18 protein-coding genes are annotated in these 17,025 nt (G+C 50.9%); 8 read left to right on the top strand and 10 right to left on the bottom strand.

Going from position 1 to position 17,025, the window contains the following annotated elements; genetic code table 11:
* Positions 1-25 precede the first annotated feature (25 nt).
* Entirely contained in the window at positions 26-229 is a 204-nt protein-coding gene (locus HFN16_RS13450) for a UXX-star (seleno)protein family 1 (protein ID WP_168891247.1), read from the top strand.
* A gap of 194 nt (positions 230-423) precedes the next feature.
* Entirely contained in the window at positions 424-639 is a 216-nt protein-coding gene (locus HFN16_RS13445; protein WP_168891246.1) for a hypothetical protein, read from the top strand.
* A gap of 74 nt (positions 640-713) precedes the next feature.
* Here the strand turns inward: HFN16_RS13445 and amrB are convergent, their stop codons facing one another.
* A complete protein-coding gene (gene amrB, locus HFN16_RS13440; RefSeq protein ID WP_168891245.1) occupies positions 714-1,523 on the bottom strand; it encodes an AmmeMemoRadiSam system protein B in 810 nt (269 codons plus the stop codon).
* A 96-nt stretch (positions 1,524-1,619) separates the two neighbouring features.
* Positions 1,620-4,280 carry a tetratricopeptide repeat protein gene (locus HFN16_RS13435; RefSeq protein WP_247648340.1) on the bottom strand — a complete coding sequence of 887 codons (2,661 nt, stop codon included), beginning with the start codon at positions 4,278-4,280 and terminating at the stop codon, positions 1,620-1,622.
* Between the two features lie 143 nt (positions 4,281-4,423).
* Here HFN16_RS13435 and HFN16_RS18925 point away from each other — a divergent pair, with 143 nt between their 5' ends.
* Positions 4,424-4,582: a hypothetical protein gene (locus HFN16_RS18925; RefSeq protein ID WP_247648339.1), complete on the top strand. Its 159-nt coding sequence runs from the start codon at positions 4,424-4,426 to the stop codon at positions 4,580-4,582.
* Positions 4,583-5,140: 558 nt separating this feature from the next.
* Here the strand turns inward: HFN16_RS18925 and HFN16_RS13430 are convergent.
* The 8 genes from HFN16_RS13430 to HFN16_RS13395 form a co-directional block, all read right to left on the bottom strand.
* On the bottom strand, positions 5,141-6,157 hold the full coding sequence (locus HFN16_RS13430; protein WP_168891243.1) for a sigma-54 dependent transcriptional regulator: 1,017 nt from the start codon (positions 6,155-6,157) through the stop codon (positions 5,141-5,143).
* Positions 6,158-6,373: 216 nt separating this feature from the next.
* On the bottom strand, positions 6,374-7,138 hold the full coding sequence (locus HFN16_RS13425; RefSeq protein WP_168891242.1) for a transporter substrate-binding domain-containing protein: 765 nt from the start codon (positions 7,136-7,138) through the stop codon (positions 6,374-6,376).
* A gap of 99 nt (positions 7,139-7,237) precedes the next feature.
* Positions 7,238-8,635 (bottom strand): FAD-dependent oxidoreductase, encoded by a 1,398-nt coding sequence (locus HFN16_RS13420; RefSeq protein WP_168891241.1) that lies wholly within the window; start codon positions 8,633-8,635, stop codon positions 7,238-7,240.
* Positions 8,636-8,947: 312 nt separating this feature from the next.
* Entirely contained in the window at positions 8,948-9,292 is a 345-nt protein-coding gene (locus tag HFN16_RS13415; protein ID WP_168891240.1) for a TfoX/Sxy family protein, read from the bottom strand.
* Positions 9,293-9,309: 17 nt separating this feature from the next.
* Positions 9,310-9,636, bottom strand: coding sequence for a flagellar basal body rod C-terminal domain-containing protein (locus tag HFN16_RS13410; RefSeq protein WP_168891239.1), 327 nt, complete (start codon positions 9,634-9,636; stop codon positions 9,310-9,312).
* Positions 9,637-9,720: 84 nt separating this feature from the next.
* A complete protein-coding gene (folE2, locus tag HFN16_RS13405; RefSeq protein WP_168891238.1) occupies positions 9,721-10,491 on the bottom strand; it encodes a GTP cyclohydrolase FolE2 in 771 nt (256 codons plus the stop codon).
* Positions 10,491-10,910, bottom strand: coding sequence for a nickel-responsive transcriptional regulator NikR (gene nikR / locus HFN16_RS13400; protein ID WP_168891237.1), 420 nt, complete (start codon positions 10,908-10,910; stop codon positions 10,491-10,493). The genes folE2 and nikR overlap by 1 nt, the downstream gene beginning before the upstream one ends.
* A gap of 12 nt (positions 10,911-10,922) precedes the next feature.
* Complete coding sequence (locus tag HFN16_RS13395; protein ID WP_247648338.1) at positions 10,923-11,618, bottom strand: methyltransferase domain-containing protein; 696 nt, start codon at positions 11,616-11,618, stop codon at positions 10,923-10,925.
* Positions 11,619-11,935: 317 nt separating this feature from the next.
* On the opposite strand from HFN16_RS13395, the gene gcvH reads away from it, so the two are divergent.
* The 5 genes from gcvH (at position 11,936) to HFN16_RS13370 (ending at position 17,024) form a co-directional block, all read left to right on the top strand.
* Complete coding sequence (gene gcvH / locus HFN16_RS13390; protein WP_168891236.1) at positions 11,936-12,316, top strand: glycine cleavage system protein GcvH; 381 nt, start codon at positions 11,936-11,938, stop codon at positions 12,314-12,316.
* A gap of 134 nt (positions 12,317-12,450) precedes the next feature.
* A complete protein-coding gene (gcvPA, locus tag HFN16_RS13385; protein WP_168891235.1) occupies positions 12,451-13,785 on the top strand; it encodes an aminomethyl-transferring glycine dehydrogenase subunit GcvPA in 1,335 nt (444 codons plus the stop codon).
* Positions 13,785-15,227 carry an aminomethyl-transferring glycine dehydrogenase subunit GcvPB gene (gcvPB, locus tag HFN16_RS13380; RefSeq protein WP_168891234.1) on the top strand — a complete coding sequence of 481 codons (1,443 nt, stop codon included), beginning with the start codon at positions 13,785-13,787 and terminating at the stop codon, positions 15,225-15,227. The genes gcvPA and gcvPB overlap by 1 nt, the downstream gene beginning before the upstream one ends.
* Positions 15,217-16,581, top strand: a complete 1,365-nt coding sequence (gene lpdA / locus HFN16_RS13375) for a dihydrolipoyl dehydrogenase (protein ID WP_168891233.1) — start codon at positions 15,217-15,219, stop codon at positions 16,579-16,581. The genes gcvPB and lpdA overlap by 11 nt, the downstream gene beginning before the upstream one ends.
* Positions 16,578-17,024, top strand: coding sequence for a YhcH/YjgK/YiaL family protein (locus tag HFN16_RS13370; protein WP_168891232.1), 447 nt, complete (start codon positions 16,578-16,580; stop codon positions 17,022-17,024). Before lpdA ends, HFN16_RS13370 begins: the two co-directional genes overlap by 4 nt.
* Position 17,025: the final 1 nt, after the last annotated feature.

Here is a 17,025-nt window from a genome sequence, read left to right as displayed (position 1 = left end):
TCGAGTAGTAAACAGGAGTCTCTGCATGGCGAAGATCACAATCTATGGGAAGGCGAATTGCCCACATACCAAACGGGCGCGAGATGCGTACCGAGACGCAGAGTTTATTGACGTACTCAAAGACCCAACGCAGATGGACAAGATGCTGGAACTCTCAAATGACAGACGGCGAGTCCCGGTCATAGTTGAAGGCGGTTTTGTTACGGTGGGCTATAACGGCGGCTCATGAAACGTTTAGAATAATCCGGCAGGTTGCCGGAAGTTATATCTCGAAGCCTCCTTTAAGGAGGCTTTTTGTATTTTTTAGCCTATTAGAATCATCTGCTCATATCTAAAATTTTGTGAATTAATTCTTTTGGCTCATTCGTTGACCCATGCATTATTTGGAGTATGTTAATGGCAAATTCTGCAAGGAGTAAGACAATGCTTATTGAACTCTATTTCGTTTTGGGGGTACTGGCGGTCGCAATGATCGCCCTGGCTACAACAATCGAAACCTATATTGCTCAACGCTGGTTTCGAAAGGATTCTATGCCCACCAAAGCTTTCACAGCTTTTGAAAAGCGCTACCCTCACCTTAGTGACCCTGACAATCAGTTTTATTGTTTCTTTACCCGAGATTCCTTCCGTACCAACTAAGACGATTTCGTCTTAAAGCAAACAGGGCATTCCCATCTGGGAATGCCCTGTTTGCTTTAATATCAATATGAATATTAACTGACTATGACCCCCGCATACCCTACGACTTGCTCAAAATCGCCAGAGACCTCACCGGAGGTGGCATATGCAACCAAATCAGCCTTGGTGGCACCTAGCTCCAAGGCCGCAAAAAGCCCTGTAGTCATAGGTAAGACACCACACATGGAAATATTATGCTCACGGACTGTACTGAAAAGAATATTGGGGTCCAAACTAGAGGCTGCAGCCAATGCCAACCCATCCATTTTACGGGCTTCATCATCAGAAATATAATGACTCATGTCCGAGCTCACCACGATAGAAACAGGTCGATCGAACTCCTTTAGCGCTTGGCCAATAGCTTTACCGACTGTAGCGACATCATCAAATACATGAGCCGACATCGCAATAGGAACCACACTGACATCTAGATTTAAACGATGTAAGAATGGCAATATCACTTCCAAAGAGTGCTCACCAACATGTGCATCAGTATCTGCAGTAATCATCGGGTCAGCATCCAGTAGTACCTTTGCAAGCTCCTCATCCACTGGCACTTGCCCACCGGGAATGCCCCAACTTCCCCCAGCCCACAATGCGAAACGATCACCTCGACCAGTATGATTAGGGCCTAAAAGCAAAATGGTAGACGCCAGATTAGACATGGCAAGCGTTTTACCGCAAACAGCGCCGGAATAAACGTATCCAGCATGAGGCACCATTGCGAGAAGCGTACGCTCCTCTTTCTTTTCCTCTGCAAGCCCCAAGAAGCCATCCAACATGCTATTTAAACGAGCGGGGTCTGCATCGTAAAATCTCCCCGCCACTACCGGCTGTCTATCCATAGTGTTTCTCCTGAATTTCGAACTGATCAAGCTACTATGGAAGTATGCCTATTACGACATACCACCGCAATTATATAGCGACGAGGGCAGGAACTCCTACTGTGGAGCAGGAGAGTATTGCTGAACTTGCTGCTCAAGATCATAGGTATCCAAGGCCGACTTGGCGAGCTGTGCCTGAAGCGACTCAGGCTTCTTCTCGATAATATCAGTGAGCAGCTGTTTCCACTCATCCATGGCTCCAGCTTTACGATAAATGCGAGCGAGCTTGAACCGAGTGGAGGCCCACTCGGGATTATCAACGTCTATGTACTCATCATACTGCTTAGCCCACTTGAGAGCTTCAGTGTATCGCCCAGAGCGCTCTGTAGCGTAAATAGACATGAGCACAACGTCCTTAATCTTCTCTGGGTCTCCCTTGGTCTGGAGTAACAAAGAAAGAGCTTCCTGGGCGTAGACAAAGACCTTACGCAGATCCTGACGCTCCATTGCAGCCTTGGCCATGTAGTACATGGCGTACGCACGGAAAGCAGGGTCAACTTTGGTATCTTTGGCGAGTTCTGCCCACATAGCGAGAGCCTTGTTGCTATCACCGAGATTTTGAAGCGACATCGCCCGAGCATAATCAAGCTGACGCAACTGCTCTGGATTGAGCTTCCAGTTGGACTTAGCCATTGCGACGAGATCGGCAATCTCCTTCCATGCAAGCTCATCCAGATAGATATTTACAGCCAGCCCGAGAGCCTCATCGGAAATCTCAGGAATCTGTCGCTTGCCCAGAAACGGTTTGATTATCTCCAACGCCTTAACGGGTTGGTCCACCTTCCAATAAGAAGTAGCGACATTCAACCGTGTACGATCATCGACCTTGGTATCTTCAGTGCCAATAAAGTCATACGTTTCCCAATAGCGGACGATACGACCATATCGTTCCTCAGCAACCATCCCGGGTACTGCTAAAGCAAAGACGGAGTCACCGAGCTTACGGGCACGATCAACAAAGGGACTATCTGGATGCTTCTCAATAAAATCTTGCGCAGCAGCGAGAGCCTCTGGATACTTCTTATTAAATGCGTACCACATGGCCAGCTTAAGCTGTGCAATAGGCGCTAATGGACTTTCCGGATGGTCATTGATGATCTCCTTGTAGATATTCTCCGGGCGCTTGTTGTAGGGCCTGTCGAATACCGTCGCCATGGCTGCCATAGCAGGCTCATCATAAATACCCTCTTCAGCCAAACGCATCTTGGCAACCAGGCCACCTTCCTTATCAGGATAATCCTGAACAACCTTCTGATAAATCAACCGGGCTGCATCTTTTTCGTTTTCGCGAATGTAAATATCACCTAACCGGGCCAATACAACGTCAGAACCATCTGCCTCTGGGTTGAGGTTGTAATATGTAAAGAAATGATTCTTGGCTTGGGGCCACTTGCGAAGCTTCATTTCCACATTACCCGCGAGACGGAGGAACTGTGGATTTTCCATGTAATAATCAGGCCAGCGTTTATCGATGTAGTCCACGATCTGATAGGCCTGATCTACGAAACCGGTACGATTAAGAGAATCAGCAAGATAATAGGCAGCCTGCTTGACCAGTTCGTGTTCAGGGAAGGTCTGAATAAGATACTGGAATTGGTCCGCGGCCTTTTTAAAATCACCCTTTCGATAATAATATTCGCCCCAGTAGTAACTGATGGAAGGAATATTATCGTCATCAGGATACTTCTCCTGAAGAATCTTGAAATAAGCTTTGGCCTCAGGGAAATTACCCACACGAAGATTAAGCAAGCCTAAGTTCAGCAAAGAGCGCGGCACACGGTTGGAGCGAAGGTTGGAGTTCATAGCCTCAATAAAGGCCTGAGAGATCTCCTCAAAATAATCCTCCAACTCATCCTTGTGCATCTCTTTCTTGATGTCCGCAACGGCATAGAGCGTTTCCTCACGCACATCATCTGGAACATCCGGCTGCTTGAGAATCTCCTCGTAGAGAGGCAAGGCCGTGGCAAGAGCGCCATTGAACATCATGTTTTGCGCTTCGTACAACTTGTCACGAATTTCCTGTTCGCGAGCCTTGGCTGCTGCTGTGGCATTATCCATGGCCGGAGGTTCACCTTCCGTACCCGGCTGAACCGCATCATCGGGAGCTACGGCCATTTCTGCCGGTTGAACATCAGCTTGTACCGGCGGAGGTGCAACAGTACCACCCTCCTGTTGGGCAATCTGCTCAGCCACTGAAAGTTGCTGTGATTCTTCGGGAGTCGGTGCTGGCGGAGGAGCCCCTTCAACCACCGTTGGTGGCGGAGCAACGGCACCGCCGACAGATCCCTGACCAGAAACGGTTTGTGTTCCCGGAGGTGGTGCTACAACGCCAGATACTCCCCCACTAGGTTGCTCAACACCCTGTGTGACTGCTTGCTGCTGTACGGGCTGTGATACAGGCTGCTGCACCGGCTGCGCACCCGGCGGAGGTGCTACAGAGCCCCCAGCCTGTCCTTCACCGGAACTCACAGGAGGAGGCGACACAGTACCTGTAACCTGATCGCTCTGGACGATAGGTTGCGATACACCGCCATCCGCCCCTCCAACTTGTCCACCAACAGCGTTGCCACTGTCCACGACTGGCTGCGCAACGGTCTTTGAGACTTGCCCCACAACCGGAGCACGCCCAGATTCCTTACCAGCTAGTTCGGCAAACTTAACTTCCTCGGCCATTTTGTTCACAGCTTTGAATCGCAGTTCACTGGAAGGTGGATACACGCCGCTTTCGGACTCTACCGAAGGCTGAGTTGTTACAGGTGCTGGGGAGGGAGAAGTTGGCGCAGACGCAACTGCACCAATTGCTGCGGGAGTCTGGCCCGGAGGAGTAACCTCGGTCCGCACGGAATACGGAACAGAGAAAAATGGTTTACGTTCATCGCTGTCTGGCGGTAAATTTGCTTCGCCTTGAACGGGCGCAGGCTGCGTTATTTGCTGCGATGAAGCGGCCTGTTGAACAGGGGCAGGAGTCGCTTGTTGCACAGGATCTGGACGAGGCGAGACAGGCGCGGGCTGAGAAGTAGGTTGAGCACTCTCCTGTTGTGGGGGCTGTGGCGTGGCTACAACAGGAGCCGGGGTTGGCTGCGAAGCACGAGGCTTCCAGCGCGCACCGATCGGATCACGATAAACCTGTAAAACAAATTGCGGTTTACCTGGAGTTGGCAGTTTGATGAAACCAAACGCATTGGTCTTGGTGACCAATTGGACACTATTTTCCGTCGTCCTGATGGTTTGTATCAGCTTACCCGGATAATCTTTGTTTGTAGGCTTTGCTTCAGTATTCCAAACACCTGCAGGCAGTCCGATAGTAATAGACTTAGTACCACTACGACGAACGTCAACCGAAGGTAATGCTTTGGAATCAAACGAAAAAGTAAGTCTATCAGAATCACCCTGTGCCGAAAAATTAACGCGCAGAGCCTCCGCCGGGGTTGCACTAAGCAACCCGATCAGAAGGGCCAACGCAAGGGGCCAGTAAGAAATTTTGGCACTTTTCACAGTCACGTCGAGTGGTTATGCAATTCCCGTGCTACCAGGCAAATGTTTCATCCAGTCATTTCAGAAACTTCACCTGCCACCAACTACAGCAAGCCTCTCTTTTTCAGCTTTTCGATTAACGTAGTTCGCTTGATACCAACCAGCTCAGCGGCCTTGTTCTTGACTCCGTCTGCCTTCTCCAATGCTTCCGCCAAAAGGCGGCCTTCTATGGCCTCAAGGAATTCCTTAAGCCGAAGTTCCTTGTCGCCCATATCTTTGAGAGTAGGCCAATGGAAGCCAGCAGGCCGCATGGGGATGGTCTCCACGACTTTCTTCAACGGCTTCTCGCCAATATCATGGAATATTTTTTCAGGTAAATCTTCGGGCTGCACTTCTTCGGAATCGCACAGGATGGACATCCGCTCCATAAAGTTTTCTAACTCACGGACATTTCCCGGCCAGGAATACGTTAGGAACATTTCCTTGGCTTTTTCAGAAACAGTAAGCTTCTTGCGAGCCTTGCTGCAGCAATGCCCGTTGAGAAAATGGTCAGCGAGAAGCAGGATATCATTACCGCGCTCACGGAGTGGGGGCAGATGCAAGGGGATAACGTTGAGACGGTAGAACAAATCCTCTCGGAACCGCCCTGCTCGAACTTCATCCTCAAGATCTCGGTTGGTAGCAGCGACTACCCGGACATCAACTTTCTTGATGGTCGTTCCACCAACACGCTCGATTTCCTTCTCCTGAAGAGCTCGCAAAATCTTGACTTGGAGGCTCAGGTCCATCTCACCGATTTCATCGAGGAAGATTGTACCGCCATCAGCAAGCTCAAAACGTCCCGGCCTGGAACGTACAGCATGAGTAAATGCACCCTTCTCATGACCGAAGAGTTCGGACTCAAGCAGTTCCTTGGGAATAGCTCCGCAGTTAATAGGAACAAACGCCTTGTCATGTCGCACACTGTTCTGATGCAAGGCTCGTACGAGGAGCTCCTTACCTGTGCCGGATTCACCGGTCACCAAAACAGTACTGTCCGTAGGGGCAACCTTTTCAAGGACTTTAAAAACTTCGGCCAACGCCGGGCTGTCACCGATGATGCCGTCCAGGTTGAGCGCCATTTTCCCTCCGAAGTCGCATGGATATATTCGACGAGGCACTTACTGAGCCTCGACTATTTCTTTAATATACATCATCCCTGTCAACTTTCTGACAGGAAGTCAACGATATAAAGGAAGTTTTGTTAAAAAAAATCTAGAAAAATACAAGGATAGACATTTTCCAAACCATCAACCATATATCGCACACCATTTTTCCTTTTAAATAATGGCTGCTTATCAATAATATCCAAGGTGTTTGATGGCTTTATTCACACGCTCTACGACTTTTGCGTCTACCCCTCGAGTAAACATCAAATAACGCACACTGCCTGGTGGCATATCTTTCATTTTCTTCTGCGCGAATTGAGATGAAGCAAGATAATTCATAGCGATCAACTCACCGACTTCTTCTGGTGCAACAAGCAAATAGGAAAAATGCCCCGTGGACAAAAGTCGGATCAACTGAGGATAGCCACCTTGAACAACCACCGATTGAGGAGCATATTTCTCGATCAGATCGTCCACTCGGGCCCCAAGCGAGTAGCCATCCAACATGCCCAAAATGATTCTTTTGCTGCCAAACAATCCCTGCAAAGTATCCACTCCATCGAACAGAGCTTCATTCTTCTTGAGATACAAGACGACCAAGGGTTCACTGGTATAAATAGGTAAGGAAAACTTGGCGCACATCTCACGCTGTTTAGTCTTGAACCACCCTACAGATGCAGCGGGATGCAGCGAACGCATTTTCTGCAAAATATTTTTTGCAGGCATGCTCTGATATACTGGAGCAATGTCTGCTTCTCGAAAAATCTCATCTGCTATTTTCAAAAGGAATCCGTCGGGCAAATGATTCTGATTCGTATAATAATATGGAGGAAACTCCAGATAATAGACGTCAAGAGACGAAAGATCACTCCCTTCCTCCGCAGCAAAGGATAGACTCGGCATCAAGAACAAGCAAAGACAGAAAAACCCAACACGCACCATGAATACATCCATTGGAGAAAATTTTCGCACTATAGTGATTTATAGGGCAAACGCAGAAAAAAGAAAAGCCCGGTTATACCGGGCCTTAGATACATTTATCAGAGAATGAGATTACTGACGACGGAGAATCTCTTTAGCCGGAATCAATGCCGTTGCAGCCGCACCAACGATGTTTCCTGCAACACCAGGTCCATCACCTGCTACGAACAGGCCCTCGATTGACGTCTCCAGATGCTCCCTGGTCTCCACCTGAGTGGCGAAGAACTTGATTTCAGGGGCATAGAGTAAGGTCTCATCATTAGAAACGCCGGGAACAACATTGTTGAGTTGCTCGAGACCGTCCACCAGGTTGGTGACGATACGCTCAGGCAAAGCCATGGCGATATCACCGGGCACCACGTTCTTCATGGTCGGCTCGATGTAGCCATTGGCGATACGATCCCAGGTAGAACGACGACCGCGACGAAGATCACCGAAGCGCTGGAGAATGGGCTTACCTGCTCCAATCAAGGTTGCAAGACGGCCAATGGATTCGCCGTAGGCCTGATTATCGGTAACCGGATCAGTCAAAACGACCTTGGATAAGAAAGCAAAGTTGGTGTTTTCTGACTTGGTGTTCATCAACGCATGGCCGTTGACACAAACGAAGTCCTGATAGTTTTCCAGAGCAACGAATCCGCCGTAATTTGTACAGAAGGTACGGGTCTGGTCATCATACTTACTGGTACGAACGAAGAAGGTCGGATCGTAAATAACAGAACACAGGTCCTGCATGATCTCATTATGGACTTCGACACGGACACCGACTTCTATGCCTCGAGCAGACACTTCAATGCCGTGCTGCTGAGCAAGAGTTCCAACCCATTCAGCGCCAACTCGACCAGGAGCAAGAATAACATTCTTAGCAGTGTATTCATTGCGATTGGTGACAACACCGGTAATCTTGTTGTCATCCACCAAGATATCTTTCACATCTTCGGATGTATGGAAATAAACGCCCTTATCCTTGATGTAATCAGCCATGTCAGCAATATGGCCCGGAAGGTTATCACTACCAAGGTGCTTTTGCTTAATCACCAGCAGGTCGATACCGTGCTTGCGAGCCAGCTTTCGAACATCCTTGGCCTTGTCCATATCGGTGGGAAAGACCTTACCGTCCATATTGAAACGGTTGAAAATGGCCTCGGTCTCATCGATCAAGGACTTGGCTTCACTGGCTCCAACAAACTGAGTCAGATCGGTCTTACCCAGCTTGTGAATGAAGTTCAGCTTGCCATCGGAAAACAGGCCTGCTCCGCCAACACCACACAAAATATTGCAGGGGCGGCATTTAATGCATTCTTGTTCACCAGAAATCGGGCAATTGCGCTTGAGCGAACGCTTACCCTTGTCAATGAGGAGCACGTCAAGATTGCTGTGCTCTCCCAGGTAGTAGGCAGCAAAAAGGCCAGCAGGGCCACCGCCCACGATGATCACGTCGTAATCGGTCTTAACAGTCTTAGCAGTCATGGTTTGCCTCTTCGGAGAAACTCCCGGCCTTACCTAAAGACAGGAGCGGTTCCACCGCCCCGGAGTAACCCGAACATGGTATGTGCGCCTTCGCGCAATTCTACAAAGCCGGCAAAGCCTTTTCTTGCTCAAGACCAAGGCTTTTTCGGCATACGCAAGTATGGCCCGCACTGGACGCACTCCCTGCAATTCAGGAGTGCGCGCAGACGGGCCATGATAGACCGTAAGACATAATGTGGAAATGTGTCAACCCTCTTCACAAACAGACAAATGCAAAGACGAAAGACAGAAAGAAGTTATTTTATCAATAGGTTATCGCTTACTAGCTGCAGCTCTAACTGCAGACTGAAAAGCGACATCGGCCCACTCATTCATGACTTCAACATCTTCTAACGCCGAATCAGGTGCCAAACAAAATGACATCTGTACATCCTTACCCTGCCGATTATAGACAAAATGAGACAGCCCCTCTTCAGCAAAACGAGTTTCAGACTCATCGTCCACTTTCAAGTACAGGACGTCGTCGACAATGATAGCAAACATCAGCCCGTCCATGAAAATGCCATAGCCACCAAACATTTTGCGGCTTTTGACAGCCCCCATGGCTTGGAGAAGATCCAGCACGTAGTTCAGAAATTCATTTTCTTGGGCTGACATAAGGCTTAAAAAACAGACTAGGCGATCATGTTCAAGAGGTGACCAGTCATTTCTTCTGACACTCGAACTGCGGCCACATTAGCAGAAAAGGCTCGGCTGGTGGTTATCATATCCACCATTTCGCGTCCTAAATCCGTATTGGATAATTCCACGTCACCAACGATCGGACCGGCGTTGGTGGATTCCTGAATAGCTCCCACGCGTACACCCCACCCGTCCGGCCCAGTCTCAAGACTTACCGAACTGGCTTTGAAGTCGTCGGTATTTACATTGGCAATATTATTGGCGGAAACCGCCTGAGCGGTACCGAGTGCAGATAATGCAGATAGATTAGTTTCAGACATGATTTATCACCCCTTCGCGAGCAATAGAAGGGAAGCAGCCTGAACTCAAGATACCGCCTTTCTGGCGACATGGCAATCCAGCTGCTAGTCAGCGCTTTCGATCACAGCAAATGCTGAGTGGTTATGGATTGACTCAAAGCTCTCAACCTCAACCCGAAACCAATTGATCTGTGGATGCTCAGCCAGCCCATTGGCAGCTCCACGGACAACATCTTCAACAAATGTTGGGGTCGCAAAGGCACGCTCAGTGACATGCTTTTCATCCTCGCGCTTAAGCAGAGAAAAAAGTTCACAGGAACCGGCCTGCTCCCCAATCTCAATGAGATCTTCAAGCCAAACGAAACCGTCAAACTGAGTACGAATACGGACCTCGGCACGCTGGGAATGGGCACCCTCTTCTGAAATCGCCTTTGAGCAAGGACAAACTGTCATGACAGGAACATCCGCACCCAAAGTAAAGGTGAGTTTCCCATCCTTGAGCATGCCATCTACGCGACAGGTGTAGTCCATCAACCCACTGGCACCGCTTTCTGGAGACTTTTTCCGTAAAAAAAACGGAAACACAAAACGCACATGGGCGCTACGGGCCTGAAGGCGCACGACTACGTCATCCAGCAATGTACGAAAGGAGTTGTAATCCAAATCACCAGACCAGTGTTCTAGGGCCTCGACAAAACGACTCATGTGGGTGCCCTTGAACTCGGCAGGCAAATCCACAGCCAAAGAGACCTCGGCTACGGTATTTTGGATACCTGACTCACGGTCACGAACCACTATGGGCAAACGAAGCCCTTTCACCCCTACCCGGTCGATGGGCATGGCGATCTCCGCCTGATGCTTCTGTACGTCTTCCATTAAATCAGGTCCTTGCCTGTGGTAGTAAGGGCGAGGTTGCCGTGTTTGACACCCTTGGTGGAAATAAGCTTTTGACCAAGAGTTTTGATTGCCTCACCGTCGCCTTTCAGAATTATCACCTCAAGACAGTTGTGGTGGTCGAGGTGGACATGCAGCGAAGACTGAATCACATCGTGATGGTCGTGCTGAATCTCGGTCAATCGCTGGGAAAGACCAGACTTGTGGTGATCGTAGACCAAGGTCAGTGTACCAGCCTGCTCACCTTCGGTTTCTTCCCACTCACGCTGCACCAGGGTATTTCGGATGAGGTCACGAATGGCTTCGGAACGAGTCTGGTAACTACGCTCTTCACAGTGCTGATCGAACTTGTCCAGCAGGTCAGAATCGAGAGAGACGCCAAATCGAATTGTTTTACCCATGCTTCCTCCTAATTAAGGAATTACAATTTCCCAGAGATTGACTGTAGCGTTTTGCCCACACAGGGCCACCTTCTCCACGGTCAACTTTTCAGGCACAAAGCCCTCTTCACGCAACTCATCCCATACAGGACGGGATACAGTGCGAACCGGTTCACCGATCCAAATCTTTCCACCAGGCGCAAGGGCATGGCGAAACAGCTTGATCAGCGGCTCGAAAAATCGTTTTTCATAAAGCACATCACCGCCCCATATGAAATCAAATGCTCCTGGCTGAACAGCAGGCTGCCGCCAATCCATAAGCATCCACAGAGGCTGCGGCACACCATTAAGCTCCGCGTTGTGATGAGCAAAACGGACAGCTGGCCATTCATAGTCGAAAGCGACCACCTCAGCACCAACAGACGCCGCAATCATGCCGGTCACCCCAAGACCACATCCCAAATCCAGACACGGACGCCCATTAAGGAGATCGGCATTACGCAGGATGTGACGTCCTAACAGAACGCTGGCAGGCCAGACTTCAGCCCAATATGGCAATCGTTCATCAGCGTCTAAATCCGCGTCATCCATAGAGTCCCAAAGGGCCTCCATGTCGGCAGCGCGATCAATTAGCCAGGTTCGTCCTTCGACCTCAACTTCAATCCGCGAACCAGGGTCCGGGGTGCTTAGACTTTTTCCAGCCATGCTGTTTAATTCATCATTATTCATACGCGAGCCACCAACTACACCCACAACGTGCCATCGTCAACACAGTTCGTAATACGTTTTAACGAATATGACAACGTAAAACGCACATATTTGTCACTACTACAAGATGATAAGCACCCATAATTTCAGTATCAAAAATTGTACATTATTCTATTTTTTGTCATAATTTTGACAGTTATAATAGACAAATCACGCAACCTTGTTTTTAGAGTAGAAAGCGTCATTTTTTTTACTATTTTCAACATTTTCATACCGTGTTAATGACTCCGTCAAAAGTGACTGATGGCAATTTTTTTCCATTATAAAGGAGTAGAGATATGATTCCCGAAGATCTGAAGTACGCCAAGTCCCACGAATGGGTGCTGGTTGAGGGTGATGTTGCCACTGTCGGCATCACTCACTTTGCCCAGGAACAGTTGGGCGACCTGACCTTTATCGAGATGCCCGAAGTTGGTGACACCTTCGAACAGGGTGCTGAAATGGGTTCCGTCGAATCCGTCAAGGCTGCCAGCGAAATTTACGCACCTGTGTCTGGCGAGGTCATCGAGATCAATGAAGAACTGGAAGACGCTCCAGAGAAGGTCAACGAAGAACCTTACGGTGACGGCTGGATTCTGAAGTTCAAGATCAAGGGCGAGCCCGAAGGCCTGCTGGATGCAGAAGCCTACGCCGCGGTCGTTGAGTCCGAAGGCCACTAGCACACGCTATCAAGGCCGAGGCTGTTGTCTCGGCCTTTTTTAATACGTCATTCCTAATAATAGGTTGCAATGCAGCTAATCCCCACAAACGGGGACTCTACAGTTGTTGCCGACAACCTCAAGGGAGAGAGAAAATGCCCTACGTTCCCCATACTGAAGAAGAAGTAAGGGAGATGCTCGCCACCATCGGCGTAAACTCCATCGAGGATCTTTTTGCTGAGATCACCGAGGATATGCGCCCCCAGAGCTTTGACCTTCCAGAAGGTCTGAGCGAAATGGAAGTACTCAACAAACTTGAAGCCATGGCAAACAAAAATGCCACGGACCGAGTAAGCTTCCTGGGTGCAGGCTTCTATGATCATTATATACCTGCTGCCGTAGACGCACTGACCATGCGCGGTGAATTCTACACTGCATATACCCCTTACCAGCCAGAAGCTTCTCAGGGGACGCTCCAGGCTATCTTCGAATACCAGACCGCCGTCACCCGCCTGCTTGGCATGGAGTGCTCCAACGCCTCTGTTTACGATGGTGGCACCGCTCTGTACGAAGCCCTGATGATGGCTGTGCGCAAGACGAAACGTCGTAAGATTGTGGTATCCGAAGCACTGAACCCCATCTACCGGGTCATGCTCGACTCCTACACCACCAACCTCGATATCGAGTTCATCACTGTACCTCACAAGAGCGGCATGACTGATATCGATGGCATCAAGGCTGCCATCGACGATGACACTGCTGCAGTGCTGGTTCAGAACCCGAACTTCTTTGGCTCCATCAACGACTTCACCGAGTTGTTTGCCGCCGCCAAGGCCAAGAAGGCCGTATCCATCATCTCCAGCTACCCGGTGCTCCAGAGCCTGCTCAAAACACCCGGCGAAATGGGTGCTGACATCGCAGTAGCTGAAGGCCAGTCCCTTGGTCTGCCCCTCTCCTTTGGAGGCCCTTACCTCGGCATCATGACCTGTACCAAAAAGATGGTACGCCAGATGCCCGGCCGCGTAGTTGGTCGCACCGAGGACAAGGACGGCAAAACTGGTTACGTTCTGACCCTCCAGGCTCGCGAACAGCACATCCGCCGCCAGAAAGCCACCTCCAACATCTGCTCCAACCAATCCTTGTGCGCTTTACGCGCTCTGGTTCACATGTGCGCCCTTGGCGAACTCGGTATGAAGCGTGCCGCTCGTCTCTCCATTGAACGAGCTCACATATGCGCTGAACGCCTCACTGCCATCGACGGCGTGGAGATGCTCACCAAAGGCCCCTTCGGCAACGAATTCGCCGTAACCCTTCCGGTAAATGCATACGACGCCATCGCCAAGCTCACCGAGCGAGGCTTTGTCCCCGGCTTCCCGCTGGGTCGCTACTACGAAGGACTGGAAAACGGCCTGCTCGTGGCCTGCACCGAAAAGACCAGTGAAGAACAGATCGGCATCTTCGCCGAGATGCTCAAAGGAGCGCTCAAGTAATGAAGACCATCTTTGAAAAATCCGTAGCCGGACGCGAAGGCTGCTGGCCTTGCGAAGGTATGGCTGAAGAAGCATACATCCCCAACGAACTTCTGCGTGATGGCGACATTGGTCTGCCCTCAGCCTCCGAACTGGACGTCGTTCGTCACTTCACCAAGCTCTCTCAGCGCAACATGGGCGTGGACGGTAATTTCTACCCCCTCGGCTCCTGCACCATGAAGTACAACCCCAAGTTCACTGAAACCGTTGCTGCTATGCCTGGTTTCACCCGACTGCATCCGGTACTGCCCCAGCTCCAAGGCGCTGGTGGTCTGTGTCAGGGCGCCCTTGAGGTAATGTACGAGACCGAGAAACTGCTGTGCGAAATCACCGGCATGGCAGCATATACCCTGCACCCCATGGCAGGCGCCCACGGTGAGCTGACCGGTGTCATGCTCATGGCTGCCTACCATCGCGACAAGGGCAACAAGAAGACCAAGATGATCGTGCCCGACTCCGCGCACGGCACCAACCCAGCATCAGCAGCCATCGCTGGCTACGACATCGTCTCTGTTGAATCTGTGGACGGCATCGTATCCCCCGAGGCTCTCGCCGAAGTGCTGGACGATGAAGTCGCTGGCATGATGATGACCTGCCCCAACACTTTGGGACTTTTCGAGACTCATCTTCCCAAGATCGTTAAGATGCTCCGCGAAGTAGATGCACTGCTCTACTATGATGGTGCAAACCTCAACGCCATCATGGGCAAGATGCGTGTGGGCGATGTCGGCTTCGACATCATTCACTGGAACGTGCACAAGACTCTGGCAACCCCGCACGGCGGTGGCGGCCCCGGCGCAGGACCGGTTGGCGTCTCTGAACGCCTGGTGGACTTCTTGCCCATCTCCCGCGTTTCCAAGTTGGAAGACGGCCAGTTCTTCCTCGACTACGACTACCCGAAATCAATCGGCTACGTAGCCCCGTTCTATGGCAACTTCGGTGTTTACCTGAAGGCTTACGCTTACATGCTCCGCCTCGGCGGTGTTGGCCTGACCCGCGCCACTGAGAACGCAGTTTTGGCCGCCAACTACATGCGCAAGCGTCTGTCCACTCACTTCGACATCCCCTACGATCGCATATGCATGCATGAATTCGTAGCCTCCGCTAACCGTCAGACCAAGAACGGCGTCCGCGCCCTCGACATTGGCAAAGCGCTGCTCGACAAGGGGCACCACGCTCCCACTGTCTACTTCCCGCTCATCGTACCGGAAGCAATCATGGTCGAACCCACGGAGACAGAAAACAAAACTACTCTCGACCAGTTCTGCGACGATCTGATCGCCATTGCCGAACTGGCCGAATCCAACCCGGAAGTCATTCAGGAAGCTCCGGTTACTCTGCCCGTCAAACGACTGGACGAAACCAAGGCCGCACGTGCCATGGAGCTGACAGATGACTTATGATCTCGTTGTCATAGGCGCGGGTCCAGGCGGATTTGATGCCGCTGTTGAAGCTGCCGGTTATGGCCTTAAGGTCGCGCTGGTTGAGAAAAACTTCCTCGGCGGCACCTGCCTCAATTGGGGCTGCATTCCGACCAAGCTCTGGCTTGGTGCTACTTCCGCTATTGAGGAGTTGCACAACCAATCCAAGATGAAAGTCGCTTCCGGTGAAGTAAACGTGGACTTCCCTGCTCTTCAGGGACGTGTACAGAAGCACTTGACCGGGACCCGTAAAGCTATGGGCATGCAGCTCAAAAAGCTCGGCATCGACCTGATTGAAGGAACGGGCAAGCTGGCTGGTGAAGACAAGGTCTCCGTTGTCACCGAAGAAGGCGACAAAGAACTCGAATACAAGGACCTGATCATTGCGACCGGGTCCAAGCCCATTTTCTTCCCTGGCCTTGAGCCAGATGGCAAGTGCGTGCTCGATTCGAACATGTTCCTCGCCATGGAAGAGATGCCTAAGTCGCTCATCGTTGTGGGTGCAGGATTCATCGGCTTGGAAATGGCTCAGGTGGCTCATCGCTTCGGCTCAAAAGTCACCGTCATTGACGCCATGGACCGCGTTGCACCGCTTGAAGATCCGGAAGTGTCCAAGGCACTCCGTTCTATCTTCAAACGTTGGAAATGGGATATCCAGCTTGAGAAGCGCGTAGCAGGTGTTCGTACTGTTGATGGCAAAGGCGAACTTACTCTCGATACCCGTGACAAGTTCGAAGCTGAGAAAATTCTGGTGGCAGTCGGCCGAGGCCCTGTCACTCAGGACATCGGCCTCGAAGAAGCAGGCATCGAGATGGAGTTCAACAAGGTCGTAGTGGACGAAAATCTGCAGGCTGCTCCCCACATCTACGCCATCGGCGACTGCAACGGTCAGATTCAGCTGGCTCACGCTGCGTCTCATCAGGCGCATTATGTTGCTGCCCGCATCGCTGGCAAGACTGATGCCGCTTATGAAGCCGGCCCGATTCCCAGCGTGCTCTATGGTTCTCCCGAAGTCATGCGCGTGGGGCTCACTGAAAACGAAGCATTCCTGGCTGACTACCAAACGACTGAGACCTCTAAGGCACAGCTGGCCGCCAACCCCATGGCTCAAGCGCACGCCTCCACTCAGGGATTTGTCAAAGTCGTCTGGTCCGCAGGAAAAGTCGTTGGCGTCACCGCTGTCGGTCACGACGTTTCCCGCCTCTGCATGGCCGCCACCATGATAGTACAGCAAGGCTGGACTGCTGAGGACATTCACAAGACCATCTTCCCGCACCCGTCCTTAGACGAGTCGCTACTGATGGCCTTGAAAGCCGAGAGGACAAAAATACAATGATCATCGATGTGCTCGAAAACGCGGATTTCTATACAAGCCTAAATCCACATCTGGCTACCGCCTTTGCCTTCTTGCGCCGCCCGAACCTCGCCGATTTGCCTGAGGGCAAACATGAGGTTGATGGCGTCAATGTATGGGCAGTGGTTGCCAAGGGCATAGGACGAAAGCCGGGTGAAGCGCTTATCGAGACACATGACGATTATCTGGACGTCCAATTCGTCCTGAAGGGTGTGGATAATATCGGATGGAAGGCTCGTAAGGATCTTGGCCCCGTGGTCGAAGCTCGACCTGCCACTGACGTTGCATTCTATGCGGATACGCCGAGCAGCTGGTCCCAAGTTGGTCCCGGCTCTTTTGGCATCTACTTCCCTAACGATGGACATTTACCCATGATATCAGACGAATGGCTTCACAAGGTCATCATGAAAGTAGCAGTAAAATAGC

Source organism: Pseudodesulfovibrio sp. zrk46 (assembly GCF_012516435.1).
In the GTDB taxonomy this organism is placed as follows: domain Bacteria; phylum Desulfobacterota; class Desulfovibrionia; order Desulfovibrionales; family Desulfovibrionaceae; genus Pseudodesulfovibrio.
Note: the sequence above shows the minus strand (reverse complement) of the source record. Positions and strands in the feature narration are given on the sequence as shown.

Coding starts and splice junctions, on each gene's coding strand:
- HFN16_RS13420 (WP_168891241.1), bottom strand. CDS start 8,635: ATGACTGCTAAGACTGTTAAGACCGATTACGACGTGATCATCGTGGGC.
- HFN16_RS13450 (WP_168891247.1), top strand. CDS start 26: ATGGCGAAGATCACAATCTATGGGAAGGCGAATTGCCCACATACCAAA.
- HFN16_RS13410 (WP_168891239.1), bottom strand. CDS start 9,636: ATGTCTGAAACTAATCTATCTGCATTATCTGCACTCGGTACCGCTCAG.
- gcvPB (WP_168891234.1), top strand. CDS start 13,785: ATGAAGACCATCTTTGAAAAATCCGTAGCCGGACGCGAAGGCTGCTGG.
- HFN16_RS18925 (WP_247648339.1), top strand. CDS start 4,424: ATGGTTTACGTTCATCGCTGTCTGGCGGTAAATTTGCTTCGCCTTGAA.
- HFN16_RS13430 (WP_168891243.1), bottom strand. CDS start 6,157: ATGGCGCTCAACCTGGACGGCATCATCGGTGACAGCCCGGCGTTGGCC.
- HFN16_RS13395 (WP_247648338.1), bottom strand. CDS start 11,618: ATGAATAATGATGAATTAAACAGCATGGCTGGAAAAAGTCTAAGCACC.
- folE2 (WP_168891238.1), bottom strand. CDS start 10,491: ATGGAAGACGTACAGAAGCATCAGGCGGAGATCGCCATGCCCATCGAC.
- lpdA (WP_168891233.1), top strand. CDS start 15,217: ATGACTTATGATCTCGTTGTCATAGGCGCGGGTCCAGGCGGATTTGAT.
- amrB (WP_168891245.1), bottom strand. CDS start 1,523: ATGGATAGACAGCCGGTAGTGGCGGGGAGATTTTACGATGCAGACCCC.
- HFN16_RS13445 (WP_168891246.1), top strand. CDS start 424: ATGCTTATTGAACTCTATTTCGTTTTGGGGGTACTGGCGGTCGCAATG.
- gcvPA (WP_168891235.1), top strand. CDS start 12,451: ATGCCCTACGTTCCCCATACTGAAGAAGAAGTAAGGGAGATGCTCGCC.
- gcvH (WP_168891236.1), top strand. CDS start 11,936: ATGATTCCCGAAGATCTGAAGTACGCCAAGTCCCACGAATGGGTGCTG.
- HFN16_RS13415 (WP_168891240.1), bottom strand. CDS start 9,292: ATGTCAGCCCAAGAAAATGAATTTCTGAACTACGTGCTGGATCTTCTC.
- HFN16_RS13370 (WP_168891232.1), top strand. CDS start 16,578: ATGATCATCGATGTGCTCGAAAACGCGGATTTCTATACAAGCCTAAAT.
- HFN16_RS13425 (WP_168891242.1), bottom strand. CDS start 7,138: ATGGATGTATTCATGGTGCGTGTTGGGTTTTTCTGTCTTTGCTTGTTC.
- nikR (WP_168891237.1), bottom strand. CDS start 10,910: ATGGGTAAAACAATTCGATTTGGCGTCTCTCTCGATTCTGACCTGCTG.